At 67.4% G+C, this 12,896-nt stretch carries 16 protein-coding genes; 6 read left to right on the forward strand and 10 right to left on the reverse strand.

All coding sequences use genetic code 11. The annotated features are described in order from the left end of the window. The 4 genes from AC1DF3_RS04300 to AC1DF3_RS04315 all read right to left on the reverse strand — a co-directional run. On the reverse strand, positions 1–210 hold a 210-nt coding region (locus AC1DF3_RS04300), incomplete at its 3' end, for a VOC family protein (protein WP_478138923.1). Between the two features lie 4 nt (positions 211–214). Further along, positions 215–1,195, reverse strand: coding sequence for a tripartite tricarboxylate transporter substrate binding protein (locus tag AC1DF3_RS04305; protein WP_478138924.1), 981 nt, complete (start codon positions 1,193–1,195; stop codon positions 215–217). Positions 1,196–1,228: 33 nt separating this feature from the next. Then, the gene (locus tag AC1DF3_RS04310; protein ID WP_478138925.1) at positions 1,229–2,383 is read right to left on the reverse strand and encodes a CaiB/BaiF CoA transferase family protein; all 1,155 of its coding nucleotides are present in this window, start codon (positions 2,381–2,383) and stop codon (positions 1,229–1,231) included. Between the two features lie 17 nt (positions 2,384–2,400). Further along, positions 2,401–3,357, reverse strand: a complete 957-nt coding sequence (locus tag AC1DF3_RS04315) for a hydroxymethylglutaryl-CoA lyase (RefSeq protein ID WP_286530642.1) — start codon at positions 3,355–3,357, stop codon at positions 2,401–2,403. Between the two features lie 134 nt (positions 3,358–3,491). Between AC1DF3_RS04315 and AC1DF3_RS04320 the strand changes: the two genes are divergently transcribed. Continuing rightward, a complete protein-coding gene (locus tag AC1DF3_RS04320; RefSeq protein ID WP_286530641.1) occupies positions 3,492–4,421 on the forward strand; it encodes a LysR family transcriptional regulator in 930 nt (309 codons plus the stop codon). 43 nt (positions 4,422–4,464) lie between these two features. Here the strand turns inward: AC1DF3_RS04320 and AC1DF3_RS04325 are convergent, their stop codons facing one another. Further along, positions 4,465–5,325: an SgcJ/EcaC family oxidoreductase gene (locus tag AC1DF3_RS04325; protein ID WP_478138926.1), complete on the reverse strand. Its 861-nt coding sequence runs from the start codon at positions 5,323–5,325 to the stop codon at positions 4,465–4,467. A gap of 161 nt (positions 5,326–5,486) precedes the next feature. Between AC1DF3_RS04325 and chrA the strand changes: the two genes are divergently transcribed. Both chrA and AC1DF3_RS04335 read left to right on the forward strand, forming a co-directional pair. Next, positions 5,487–6,845, forward strand: a complete 1,359-nt coding sequence (gene chrA, locus AC1DF3_RS04330; RefSeq protein ID WP_478138927.1) for a chromate efflux transporter — start codon at positions 5,487–5,489, stop codon at positions 6,843–6,845. A 138-nt stretch (positions 6,846–6,983) separates the two neighbouring features. Then, positions 6,984–7,364, forward strand: coding sequence for a response regulator (locus AC1DF3_RS04335; protein ID WP_286530639.1), 381 nt, complete (start codon positions 6,984–6,986; stop codon positions 7,362–7,364). 10 nt (positions 7,365–7,374) lie between these two features. Here AC1DF3_RS04335 and AC1DF3_RS04340 read toward each other — a convergent pair whose 3' ends face one another. After that, positions 7,375–7,626: a hypothetical protein gene (locus AC1DF3_RS04340; RefSeq protein WP_286530637.1), complete on the reverse strand. Its 252-nt coding sequence runs from the start codon at positions 7,624–7,626 to the stop codon at positions 7,375–7,377. A gap of 247 nt (positions 7,627–7,873) precedes the next feature. Here AC1DF3_RS04340 and AC1DF3_RS04345 point away from each other — a divergent pair, with 247 nt between their 5' ends. Next, a complete protein-coding gene (locus AC1DF3_RS04345) occupies positions 7,874–9,079 on the forward strand; it encodes a zinc-binding metallopeptidase family protein (RefSeq protein WP_286530636.1) in 1,206 nt (401 codons plus the stop codon). On the opposite strand, the gene AC1DF3_RS04350 is transcribed toward AC1DF3_RS04345, so the two are convergent. The 4 genes from AC1DF3_RS04350 to AC1DF3_RS04365 are packed head-to-tail and all read right to left on the reverse strand — an operon-like array spanning position 8,985 to position 12,098. Then, positions 8,985–9,608 (reverse strand): class I SAM-dependent methyltransferase, encoded by a 624-nt coding sequence (locus AC1DF3_RS04350; protein WP_478138928.1) that lies wholly within the window; start codon positions 9,606–9,608, stop codon positions 8,985–8,987. The genes AC1DF3_RS04345 and AC1DF3_RS04350 overlap by 95 nt on opposite strands. Continuing rightward, positions 9,605–10,372: a PIG-L deacetylase family protein gene (locus tag AC1DF3_RS04355; protein WP_301808146.1), complete on the reverse strand. Its 768-nt coding sequence runs from the start codon at positions 10,370–10,372 to the stop codon at positions 9,605–9,607. The genes AC1DF3_RS04350 and AC1DF3_RS04355 overlap by 4 nt, the downstream gene beginning before the upstream one ends. After that, entirely contained in the window at positions 10,360–11,376 is a 1,017-nt protein-coding gene (locus AC1DF3_RS04360; protein ID WP_301808143.1) for an acyl-CoA dehydrogenase family protein, read from the reverse strand. Before AC1DF3_RS04360 ends, AC1DF3_RS04355 begins: the two co-directional genes overlap by 13 nt. 17 nt (positions 11,377–11,393) lie before the next feature. Further along, positions 11,394–12,098, reverse strand: a complete 705-nt coding sequence (locus tag AC1DF3_RS04365; protein WP_286530632.1) for a glycosyltransferase family 2 protein — start codon at positions 12,096–12,098, stop codon at positions 11,394–11,396. Positions 12,099–12,327: 229 nt separating this feature from the next. On the opposite strand from AC1DF3_RS04365, the gene AC1DF3_RS04370 reads away from it, so the two are divergent. After that, positions 12,328–12,525: a hypothetical protein gene (locus AC1DF3_RS04370; RefSeq protein ID WP_286530631.1), complete on the forward strand. Its 198-nt coding sequence runs from the start codon at positions 12,328–12,330 to the stop codon at positions 12,523–12,525. 14 nt (positions 12,526–12,539) lie between these two features. Then, positions 12,540–12,770, forward strand: coding sequence for a hypothetical protein (locus AC1DF3_RS04375; RefSeq protein ID WP_478138929.1), 231 nt, complete (start codon positions 12,540–12,542; stop codon positions 12,768–12,770). The last annotated feature ends 126 nt before the right edge of the window (positions 12,771–12,896 follow it).

Raw genomic sequence — 12,896 nt, forward strand, 5'->3', positions numbered from 1 at the left:
GAAGTAGGCCGCCGGGCTGTTGGGTTCGCGGTTGACGATGAAGTTGATGTCGCCCTGGCGATAGAGCACCACGTCCTTCGAGCGGTGCCTGGCCACCAGCGTGAAGCCGAGCTTCTCGAAGAAGGGCTCCAGCGTGTCGGGCGTCGGCGAGGCGAACTCGACGAATTCGAAGCCCATCAGGCCCATCGGGTTGTCGAACAGATCGGCCATGGTGTCACTCCGCCACGATGTTGGCCTTCTTGACCAGCTTGGCATAGCGCTCCTGCTCGGTCTTGAAGAACTGCGCCGACGCTTCGGGTGTCATCGGATTGATGATGTTTTCCTGCTTCGCCATGGCGTCCCTGGTCTCCGGCATGTTGAACGCGGCGACGATGGCGGCATGCAGGCGCTTGACTTCCGCCGGCGGCATCTTGGCCGGGCCGATGACGGCGAACCAGCCCGAGACGTCGACATCGGGGAAGCCCTGTTCGGCGATGGTGGGGACGTCCGGCAGTGAAGGCACACGGGTCTTGCCCATGACGCCGATGGCGCGCAAGGCACCGCTCTTGAGCTGGCCTTGAACTGCTGGCACGGCCACCACGCCCATCTCGACCTGGCCGCCGATGAGGTCGGCCACCATCGGGCCGACGCCCTTGTAGGGGATGTGGCGCACCTCGACGCCGGCGGCGTCGACGAACATCGCGCCGGCGAGGTGGATGATGGTGCCATTGCCCGACGACGCGTAGTTGTAGCCGTCCGGCTTGGCCTTCAACAAGGCTTGCAGTTCGCGGGCGTTCTTCGCCGGGAGCTTCGGATTGACCACCAGCACGAAGGGGGTCGCGCCGACCACGGAGATCGGCGTGATGTCGTTGATGGCGTCGAAAGGCATCTTCTTGAAGACGCTGGGGTTCACGACGTGGTTGTTCGAGACGACGCCGAGGGTCTGGCCGTCGGCCGCTGCGCGCACCACGACGCCGGTGCCCGTGATGCCGCCGGCGCCGGGCAGGTTCTCGATCACCACCGCCTGGCCGCCGAGCGCCTTGGTGAGTGACGGCGTGGCGGCCCGCATGATGGTGTCGACGCCGGAACCGGCGCCGACGGGCAGCACCATGCGCAGGGGCTTGTCGGAGGCTTGGGCGAAACTCGCGGTCGCGCCCAGTGCGAGGGCGGCGGCGACCACTGCGGTCAACTGGCGGCGTTGGATCTTGAAGGTCATGGCTTGTCTCCGTGGGTCTTGGTTTGATTCTGATCAGGCCGTCGCGTGGCTGGGCAGGCCGGCGAGGATTTCTTCCGTGTGCTGGCCGATGCCCGGCAGCGGGTGCCGCACACCCGGGCGGCGGCCGCCCATCAGCAGCGGCAGCAGCACCACGTCGGTGGTCTCGCCGTCTTCGCATTCCATCGGCACCAGGCCGCCGCTCGCCTTCAGGTGGGGGTCGTTGGCCAATTGGTCGGGCCTCACGATGGGCGCATAGGGGATGCCGGCCGCTTCGAGCTTGGCCGAGAGCTCTTCCACGCGGTGGTGCTTGAGGTTCTCGCCGAGTTTCGCGAGCAGGGCAGGGCGTACCGCCACGCGCAGCGCGTTGTTTGCCAGCGCCGGGTCGGCCGCCAGCTCGGGTGCCTCGATCACGCGGCACAGCGTCAGGAATTGCTTGTCGCTGACCGCGCCGATGAAGAGCTGCTCGCCGTCGGCCAGCGTGAAGACGTCGTAGACGCTCCAGGCCGAGACGCGCGAGGGCATCGGCGGCGGCGGCTCGCCGGTCATTGCGTACTGCTGCATGTGCTGCGACGAAAGGAACACGCAGTTCTCGAACAGTGCGCTCTGTACCTCCTGGCCCTTGCCGGTCATGTCGCGCTCGCGCAGTGCGGCCAGCACGCCGATGGCGCCGAACATGCCGCCCATGATGTCGTTGACCGAGGTGCCGGCGCGCAGCGGCCGACCGACCGGGCCGGTCATGTACGAGAGTCCACCCATCATCTGCACCACCTCGTCGAGTGCCAGGCGGTTTTCGTACGGGCCGGGCAGGAAGCCCTTGTGCGTGACGTAGATCAGGCGCGGGTACTTCTGCGACAGCGTCGCGTGGTCGAGGCCGAAGCTCTCCATCAGGCCGGGCCGGAAGTTCTCCAGCACCACGTCGCACTGGCCTGCGAGTTCAGCGGCCGTGGCGCGGCCTTCTTCGGTGCCGATGTCGATCACCACGCTCTTCTTGTTGCGGTTGAACGAGCGGAAGAAGCCGATGCCCAGGCCCGGCAGCTTCCGGGTCTTGTCGCCGCCCGGAGGCTCGACCTTGATGACCTCGGCGCCGAGGTCGGCGAGGATCATCCCGCAGGTCGGGCCCATGACCATGTGGGTGAACTCGAGGACGCGGACGCCGGCGAGGGGGAGGGGATGGGCAGCGGTGTTCATGGGATGGGTTCGCGGTTTCAGGCGGAAAGGGCTTGGGCCGGGAGGCCGAAGGTCTTCGGCAGGCCGGCCTGCCAGAGCGAGCCATGGAGCGTCTCGCCGGCGAGCCATTCGGCGACGCGGGTGCGCAACGCCAGCAGTCGGTCGATGTCGATGCCTGTCTCGATGCGCATGCTGCCCAGCATGTAGGCGAGGTCTTCGGTCGAGACGTTGCCGCTCGCGCCCGGTGCGTGCGGGCAGCCGCCGATGCCGGCCAGGCAGGCATCGAATCGATTCACACCGGCTTCGAGTGCGGCATAGACGTTCGCGAGACCCAGGCCGCGGGTGTCGTGAAAGTGCCCGCACCAGAAGCGGTCGCCGGCGATCTTGACGGCGTCCTCGAACAGGTCCCGGACCATGCCGGGATCGGCGTAGCCGACGGTATCGGCGATGCTCACGCGATCGGCGCCGGCGTCGAGCAAGGCCTGCATCAGGCGCAGCACCTCGCTCTTGTCGACGTGGCCCTGCAGCGTGCAGCCGAAGGCCGTGCCCACCCCGCCCTCGATCAGGATCCTCGCGCCCGAAGCATCGCGCGCCGCTCGGATCTTCGCGACTTCAGCCACCACGTCGTCCGGGGTCTTGCGCAGGTTGGCCAGGCTGTGCGCATGGCTGGCGGAGAGCGGGACGATCATCAGGTCGGCCCTCGCCGCGATCGCGTTTTCGGCGCCGCGCAGGTTGGGCACGAGGACGGAAGTGAACAGGTCCGGCAGCGTCTTGGCAAAGGCGACCAGCTCGGCCGTGTCCGCCAACTGCGGCAGCAGTCGTGCCGGCACGAAGGAGCCGACTTCGATCTCGCGCTGGCCGGCCTGGTAGGCGGCGCGGATCCATTCGATCTTTTGCGCGGTCGGAAGGATGGTGGCGATGCTCTGCAGGCCATCGCGCAGGCCGACCTCGCGGATCACGGCGCTGCGCGGCAGGCGGGCGGGTGGAAGTGTCATGTGTTCGTCTCCGGACTCTCGACGCACGGTCGCGACGTCGTTGGGGGAGACTGTAGGCATTCCTTCTTCGATCGAAAAGCGGTAAATTGGAACGAGCAGCGTTCCATTTCGGAAGCTCACAACCCGCTCGCACCATGCACGACCTCGATCTCACAAGTCTTCGTCTTTTCGTCGCGGTTTGCGAGACCCGGAACATCGCGCGCGCGGCCGAGCAGCATCACATCGTCGCGTCCGCCATCAGCAAGCGCATTGCCCAGCTGGAGAGCACGCTGGGCAATGTGCTGGTGGAGCGGAATCGTCGCGGGGTCGCGATCACCGGCGCCGGCGAGATCCTGCTGGAGCATGCGCGCGGCATGTTGGCCGGTGCGGACCGCGTGGCGCGCGACATGGCTGCCTTCGGAAGGGGGATCAAGGGCCAGGTGCGGGTTCTGGCCACGGTCTCCTCCATTGCCGAGTACCTGCCCGACGACATCGCTTCGTTCCTGCAGGTCCCCGAACACCGGGAGATCCGGATCGACATCGAGGAGGCGCTCAGCCGTGACGTGGTCAGCGGCTTGCGGGAAGGCCTGGCGCCTCTGGCGGTCTGCTGGGACGCCGCGGACCTCGAGGGACTGCAGACCCGGCCCTATCGCAACGACCATCTCTCGATCATCGCCAGCCCTTCGCACCCGATCGCGAGGAAGAAGCGCTGCGCCTTCGAGGAGACACTCGACTACGACCATGTGGGCCTTCCCGCGTCGACTGCCGTGCACACGATGCTGGCGCGCGCTGCCGCGATCATCGGCAAGCCGATCAGCTACCGGGCGGTCGTCTCGACCTTCGATGCGTCGTTGCGCTGTGTCCGGGCCAACCTCGGCATCGCGGTCGTTCCGCGCGAGGTCGCCGAGCCGATGGCCTCCATCTACGGGCTGAAGGTGCTGCCGCTGACCGATCCGTGGGCCCAACGCAGCTTCGCCATCTGCTTCTACGACGAGAGGCGCCTGTCACCGGCGGCGAGGGCGCTGGCCGTACATCTGCAGTCGTTGGCGGCGGCTCGCGAAGATCCGCCGCTGCGTCGAGGGTAAGGGTGCCCTGGATGTGTTGTTTCCTCGTGCCTGCCTGCCTGCCTCAAACAGACCGCTTCGCTTCGCGGCTTCGGTACAGCGCCGCGTGTTCGAGCGTGTATTCGTGCAACGGGCCAAGCCGGGCATCCGCCAGGGCGAATTGCTCGCGGGGCTTGATGTACGCATGCGTGCGAATTCTTCGGCCATCGCTCAGCGACTCCACCTCGAGCATCACGCGTCGATACCCGTCCGCCTCCGTGGTTCGCTCAAGTTCGTCCATCCTGGCCAATGCAGCCTCGTCGACATCGAACACTTGACCGACAACTCGTTCGCCCTCACCCAGGGCATCGACGAGCCAGGGCGAAAAGCGTTCGCCCACCAGGTACAGCGGGTAGCGCCCGACCGTCATGAAGTCTCCCGCCACTCGCGAGCCCCTGTTGGTCGCGAAGTTGGGAAAGCCTTCCTTCAGGGTTCCGAAAACGAAGACTGATTGCAAATTCCGAACCGGGCTCGCATCTCTCAACACCGCTTCTCCGGTACGGGGATTCGTCAGCGTGACATTCTCGAGCGCCTTGATCCGCCACTCGCCGGCCTGCCGCGTGAGCACGGCAAGGATCAGCGTGTCGACGGCATGTGGCCCCGCCGGATGCGCCGCACCGGCTGTGAGGCGACTCCAGAAATGGACGACGGCCGCGTCGTCGCTGATCGCGACCACGCCGATCAATTCGTTCTCCAGCGTGGAATCGCTGTAGATGGTCGCGTGGATGGGCGCATGCAGGTCGACGATCTGCGCGACGCCGTGCACGTAGTGCCCGAACCGGTTCACGAATGTCGCATCCTCATGGAACAGTGTTCCTAGCGAAGCCATGTCGTGGCTGTTCCAGGCGGCTTGAAACGCATGAGGTGCGTCTTCGGGTCGGTTCATTGGATTCATTCGGATCGTGGATTGGAAGTCTATTCGCCTACGTACGCGCTTCGCCCGCCGCTGCCCAGGCACCGAGCCCTGCAAGCGTTGTCCGAACACCGGGTTCTTGTAGCGAAAATCACGTCATGCGATAGTTGCCGCATGAACGACAGGCTTCGACATTGAACCCGGGCGCTCCCGGGGAGACGCCATCGCCGCTTGCGCAACGGCGGCTGACGTTCGGCGAAGCCCTGGTCTACTGGCTCAAGCTCGGCTTCATCAGCTTCGGTGGGCCGGCCGGGCAGATCGCCATCATGCACGAGGACCTGGTCGAGCGCCGGCGCTGGATTTCCGAGGGCCGCTTCCTGCATGCGCTGAACTACTGCATGCTCCTGCCCGGACCCGAGGCGCAGCAACTCGCCACCTACATCGGCTGGCTGATGCATCGCACATGGGGCGGCATCGTCGCGGGCGTGCTCTTCGTGCTGCCGTCGTTGCTGATCCTCATCGGCCTGTCGTGGGTCTACATGGCGTACGGCAACGTGCCGGCCATTGCGGGGGTGTTCCATGGCATCAAGCCCGCGGTGACAGCGCTGGTGGTCCACGCAGCCTGCCGGGTCGGCGCCCGGACCCTGAAGAACGCATGGCTGTGGGCCATTGCGGTGGCCGCCTTCCTGGCGATCTTCGCGCTGCAGCTGCCGTTTCCGCTCATCGTGCTGGCCGCGGGTGTCATCGGCTACCTGGGCGGACGCTTCGCGCCTGCCAGCTTCGCCGGCGGGGCTGGCCATGCCAAGGCGACACAGTCTGCGGGTCCCGCGCTGATCGACGACCATACGCCGACGCCCGAGCACGCGGTGTTCAGCTGGCGGCGCTTCGGCCGCGTGCTGGCGGTCTGCCTTGCGCTCTGGCTCGCTGCCATCGGCACGTCGATGGCGCTCTATGGATGGGATGCCGTCCTGACGCAGATGGCCTGGTTCTTCACCAAGGCGGCCCTCATGACTTTCGGCGGTGCGTATGCCGTGCTGCCCTATGTGTTCCAGGGCGCGGTCGGGCACTACCAGTGGCTGACGGCATCGCAGATGATCGACGGCCTGGCGCTCGGCGAAACCACGCCGGGCCCCCTCATCATGGTGGTGTCCTTCGTCGGCTTCGTGGGTGGCTGGACGAAGGCCATCTTCGGTGCCGATGCGCTGTTTCTTTCGGGCGCGGTGGCAGCCACCGTGGTGACCTTCTTCACCTTCCTGCCTTCGTTCTTCTTCATCCTGCTCGGCGCTCCCTTCATCGAGTCCACGCACGGAAATCTCAAGTTCACGGCGCCGCTCACCGGCATCACGGCAGCGGTGGTGGGTGTCATCGCCAACCTCGCGGTCTTCTTCGCCTACCACGTGCTCTGGCCGCAGGGGTTCACAGGCCGCTTCGATTGGGCCTCGGCCCTCATCGGCGTCGCCGCCGCCGTGGCCCTGTTTCGATTCAAGCTTGGCGTCATTCCGGTGGTGGTGGGATCAGGCCTGGCGGGGCTGGCACTGACGGCCCTCGCGTGAATCCGCCGGCCCCGGCGGCAAGCGGAGAGAGAGAGCATGGCGAGTCCATCCTACCTTCGCCCGGGGGAAGTGCTCACTCGCGTGGCGGCACGAGGTTCCTAGCCTCAGGCAAAACGAGAACCAATCAATGATCGCTCCATGACCGCCGCCCGCAGCATCTTCCTGGTCGAAGACAACAGCACCATCCGGCAGCATCTGATTCCTGCTCTCGAGGATCTCTCGTCAGCGAAAGTGATGGCCACCGCGGAGACCGAGGACGAGGCGATCGGCTGGCTCGCCGGGCACAAGGGCCAGTGGGATCTGGCGGTTGTCGACCTGTTCCTGCGGCAGGGAAACGGTCTTGCGGTCGTGAACTGGTGCAATGGGCGCGAGCCGCACCAGCGGGTGGTCGTGCTCACGAACTATGCGCGACAGGATGCCCGGCAAAGGTGCCTCGACGCAGGGGCCGATCGCGTCTTCGACAAATCCATCGAACTGGACGAGTTCTTCGAGTTCTGCGCGACCGACCTCGGCGCTTGACTGGCCGGCCTCATTCCAGGCCCCGGACGTCCTCGTGATCCTCGACCCAGCGCATCGCCTGCTGCTCTGCGTGGCGAAGCGCCTCGCTCTCGGTCGCATAGGCATCCGTGTCCCGCGGCAGTTCGGTCTGCCGACCCGGCGCCGGACCGACACAAAAGACGACGGGCAGGAAGGTCCCGTTGTCCCGCGGCTGCGCTCCACAAAGGAACGACCTTCCTCGATATGCGAATGCCTGGTAGGGTTGAAGAGTGCTGGTGTTCATGCGAGCCTCACTGAATGGGCCGCTCATCTTCCGGAAGCAGCTCCTTGCCCGACGATGCGCCCGTTCCCCCGCCGGCGATGTAGGAGAACGCCGCTGCAATGCCCCTGTCGCTGCGAGTTCGCGCTGCGCTGCGCGGCGTCTTGTCCCACGTCGTTGCAGCCGGCCATCTTCTCCACGATCATCGGGCAGCCCTTATGCTGCATCGCAACAACAGGGCGATGAATCCCGCGCATCCAGGAAAGACACCATGAAGCAACTGACCTGCTCGCATTGCAGCAACCGGGTTTTCTTCGAGAACCTGAGCTGCGAGACATGCGGCTCGACGCTCGGCTATGCGCCGGACGAACAACTGATGATCGCCTTCGAGACCTCGGCCGAAGACGCCTGGCGCCGGCTGGGTCCACCGGGTCCCGGATACCGCCCTTGCGCGAATCGGAAGCAGGGCGTCTGCAACTGGATGCTCTTGGCTGACAGCGCCCACGATCATTGCCTGTCGTGTCGAACGACCCATACCATCCCGGCGCTGGCGACACCCCAGAATCGTGGCTATTGGGCCGCGCTCGAACAGGCCAAGCGGCGCCTGTTCTACACCTTGGTCGAGCTCGTTCTGCCGACGCCCAACAAGCTGGAAGACCCTGCGAACGGACTTTCATTCGAGTTCCTCGAGCAGGTGGATCCGAAGGATCGCGTGCTCACCGGCCATGACGAGGGCGTCATCACGCTCAACATCGCGGAGGCCGACGATGCGCGTCGGGAGCAGATCCGCATGTCGATGCACGAGCCCTATCGGACCTTGCTGGGCCACTTCCGCCACGAGATCGGCCACTACTACTGGGATCGGCTGGTGCGCGGCACGCCCTGGATCGACGAGTACCGGGCCTTGTTCGGCGACGAGCGCGCCGACTACGAAGCTTCCCTGAAGAAGCACTATGCATCGCCGGTGGCCGACTGGCCGCAGCGTTTCATCAGTGCGTACGCGAGCTCGCACCCCTGGGAAGACTGGGCGGAGACCTGGGCGCACTACTTGCACATGGTGGACGGCCTGGAGACCGCCGCGGCCTGGGGCGCCCGGCTCGATCACGCCTTGCCGTCCGCGCCTTCACTGACGGTGCGCAAGCTCGATCTCGACGCCGAGTCGATCTTGTCTTTGGTGGCCGAGCAGTGGCTGCCGGTCTCGCAGTTCATCAACGCGATGGATCGCAGCCTCGGCGCCCACGACAGCTATCCGTTCATCGTGGTTCCCCCCGTCATCGAGAAGCTGGACTTCATTCATCGCGTGGTCCGGGCTGGAAGCGCCGGGCGGGTGCCGATGAACTTCCTGCCGCGTCGCCATGGCGAGCAGCCGGCCGGCCTCGGCGTCAGCGGATCCGCTCCTGTTGTGCCACCGAACGACCATCCCGCGACCACACCTGAAGCAGAAAATCTTCTTCCTCGTGGCGCGCCAGCCGCGTGAGGCCCAGCGCCGACAGTTGCGCTTGCACCGCGTCGGTCGCCAGCCGGCGCTCGGCGAAGTCGGGGCGCCAATCGCAGGCGACCAGGGTGCCGTCGCCGGCGAGCGAGTCATCGCAGTGGCGGGCGAGCTCCCGCATCGCGTCCGGCTGCAGGAAATAGCCGAGCTCGCACAGCAGGATCAGGTCGAACGCAGCGACATCGTTCGGCCATTCCGCCGGCAGGTCCTGTCGTTCGATGCGGACGTTGCGAAGGCCTGCGGTGCGCTGCCGCGCAATCTCGACCGCCCGCGCCGAGCGGTCGCTCGCGAACACCGTGTCGCAGCGAGCCGATAGCGCCACCGTGAACTCGCCGATGCCGCAGCCAGGTTCGAAGGCACGCCGGTAGCGGCGCCGCGGCAGCGTGGCCAGGATCAGCGCCCGCTTTCGCTCTTCATACCAGCGGGTGCGCAGCGCATAGGGATCGTCGCTCGCCCCGTAGAGCCCATCGAAATAGGCGCTCGTGCCGTCAGGCTGGCCAGCCGGGGAGTTCACGTGAAGAACACCTCGAAAGGCCGCGCGGCGCGCGCGAGCGTCGTGGGTCGCAGGATGGGCGGCCGACCCGTCGACGCGTCGGCTTCGATCTGGCTCGCGAACGCCCGCACCGCGCTCTGCTTGCGCCGGCACGCCTGCGCATCGAGGTCCAGCCGCCGCGCGCGCAGCCACGGCAGGCGCTTGTCGCCCGGTGCGGCCCAGTGCCAGGCCCACACCGGCACCTCGACCAGTTTCGCCCCGGTCCGCGCCGCGGCAAAGGCGCAGGCGTGGCCCGTGGCTTCATGGTCGGGATGCCCGTCGCCGCGCCAGGTCGTGAACACCACGTCCTGGCGGTCGAAGAGGGTCAGGAGGCGATCCGCCAGCAGTGTCTCGAGGCCGCGCAAGCCCCCATCGGGCAGGCCCAGCCGGATCGGCTCGATGTCGACGCCCAGCCGGTGCAGGGCCTCGCGGCTCTCGCCCGGGCGCTCGCGGACCAGCCGCTCGACAGGCCAGTCGCGTGAGCCGCGATGGCTGGCGGTGCCGTCGGTGACCGCGATGACGCGGATCGCGCTTCCGAGCCGGGCCAGCTGCGCCAGCAGTCCGCCGACCGCCAGCACCTCGTCGTCCGGATGCGGCGCAACGACCACGGCGCGCCCGCCGGCGGGAACCAGAGTCTCCACGAAGCTCGTGCGCATCTGGCGCAGGCCGCTCCAGGCATGCCACTCGTCTTCTGTCGTGCCGTCGCCGTGGATCACGCGATCGCCTTCCTTCTCTACAACTTCCATGGTGTGGTCTCCGTATCGAGAACAGTCTTGCCCAGGCTCGCCAGGTCGCGTTCCGCATGGCTCTGGCGCATATAGACAGGGAGGTCGGCCACCGCCCGTGCAAAGCGCGCATCCCGGCAGAGCGGCCCCGCGCCGGTCGCGCGGCAGGCGTGCGCGATGAGCGCATGGGCGGCCTCCTCGACCACCAGGCGGGCGCGCAGCGCGATCTGGTGCGCGTCGTCGCGGGGATGGGCATCGATCCACGCCGCGCTTTCGCGCAACACGGCCGCTCCGGCTGCGAGCGCGGTGTCGATGGCGCCCAGGTGGGCGAGCCGATGGGCGTCGGGTGCCATGCCGCAGAATCGGCGCGCCATGCGTGCGATGCCCAGAGCGCCGCCGAACCAGCAGGCCGCGATGCCGGCGCCGCCCTGCCAGAAACCGGGCCGCCGGACGTAGTCGCCGGGGCGGCCGATCCGGTGTGCCACCGCGCCATCGAATCGCACATCCACGCTGCCGCTTGCCGCCATGCCCACCGCGTGCCAGCCCTGGTCGGTGACCGTGACGGCCGCCTGGTCGAGCTTCAGCTCGGCGAGGCAGGGCTCTCCTGCATCGTCCCAGCAGCTCAGTACGGCATGCGTCACGCCCTGTGCGCCCGAGCACCATGCCTTGGTGCCGTGGAGGCGGACCGGGGCTGCGCTCGCACCCTCGTCGACGAGGGCTTCCATCGTCACGCGCGCATCGGGGGGTTCGGCGCACCATGTGCCCCAGCGAGAACCGGTCTCGGCGTCCGCCAGGCCGAGTTCATGGCGGATCGCAAGCGCGTCCGTGTGCCCTTCGAACAGCTTGGCGAGCGAGAGGTCGTGCGCGGCCACTTCCGACAGGATTCGCCAGCGTTCGATGGTGCCGCCGGAGCCGGGCGGCGGCAGGCGATCGATGCCGGCAGCCACCAGATGGTCGAGCGCGAGTGCGCCCCCATGCTGGCGGCAAAGGCGCTGGAGCGCATCATGGGTCGCGCCGGAGAGCATGGCGGGCGGGTCCGTCGTCAGCCCACGGCGGCGGCGCCGGGTGGCGCCACAGCGGCCACGCCGGCAGCGACCGCGGCCAGCAGCGCATCCGCAAAGCCGCCGCGCGCGCGCCCGTCGCGGCGCGAACTGGTCACCACGCGCGGCTTCGCGCTCCAGGCGATCCGGGCCCCGGTGGCCTCGAGCGCACGCACCAGGGCGACGTCCTCGCTGCAGGCCAGGTGGCGGAAGCCACCCGCGCGCCGATAGGCGGCCGCCGAGACGCCCAGGTTGGCGCCATGGATGTGGGAGTGGCCGTCGACGTCCGAATAGGTCTTCTGGAAATGGGCTTCGATCGCGCCTGCATGGTCCCCATGCGCTGACCAATCGTCGACGCCGATCGAACCGCAGACCGCGTCGGCCTCCTGCGCGAGCTGGTCCACCAGCCAGCTTGGCGAGACGACCGTGTCGGCGTCGGTGAAGGCGAGCCAGCGGGCGCCGGCGGCGAGCATGGCTTCCGCGCCCACTGCGCGGGCGACGCCGACGTTCTGCACGCGCAGGCTGACGGTGCGCGCGCCTGCGCGTGCCGCGATCACGCCGGTGGCGTCGCTGCAGCTGTCGAGCACCACCACCACCTCGACCGGCTCGTCACGCAGGTCGGGGTGTCTCGCCGCGGCCATGACCGCATCGAGGGTCGAGCCGATGAGCAGGGCTTCGTTGTGTGCCGGGATGACGATGCCAAGCATGGGTTGTCTCGCTGAAGTCGGGTGCAGCGACGGTAGGGCAGGTGCGCTCGAACGCCGAGTCGGTCCCTGAGCCAACGATGTGTAGGCGCTGACACCTGGCATCGCGGCGCGGGCCATGGCGCACCACGCGCTGTCAAAGCGTGAACTAGTTCACTTCCTGGTCGCCCTCGTACGGCGGATACGTCAAATGACATACCAAAGTACTACTGACCCCAGAAGAATCACGTCCATGCAAGAAGACCATGACACCCGACTCGGCTGGTGGACCGAAAAGCCGGACCGCCTGGACCGGGGCTCCTCGTTCGCGCCCCTTCCTCCGCGATCCGAGGAGCGTGATGAGCGCGTCTGGACCAGGGTGGCGGTCATCATCATGATCATGACCGTGTTCGGCTTGTCGCTGCTGCGGCTGGTCGGCGCCATCGTCTGACCCGGGGCGCGGCCATGAACGAGACGCAGGCTGGCACCGAGCGCGCGAAGGCGGACAAGCTCCGGCTCAACAACGCGCAGTGGAGGAGGCTGCAGAGCCTGGCCGGCGCCAGCGAAGAAGCGGCCCCCGTCGAAGCCTCCGCGGTGTCGGGTCGCCTGAGTTCCAACGGCCTGGTCGCGACGGATGGCCGCGGATCGGCGTATTTGACGGTCTATGGGCTGATCCGGTTGAGCCAAGGTCGCTAGGCCGACCGGGCGTTGCCGCGGGTGGGGCAGGCGTGGTCGTGCCTCGCTTTGTGTAGGCCTGCGCCGATCGCGGCGTAGTCCATCGTCCAATTCGGTGCAGCGGGCGCGGGAGTCGCTGTCCCAGTG

The sequence above is a fragment of the Variovorax sp. 10N432 genome, assembly GCF_056394465.1.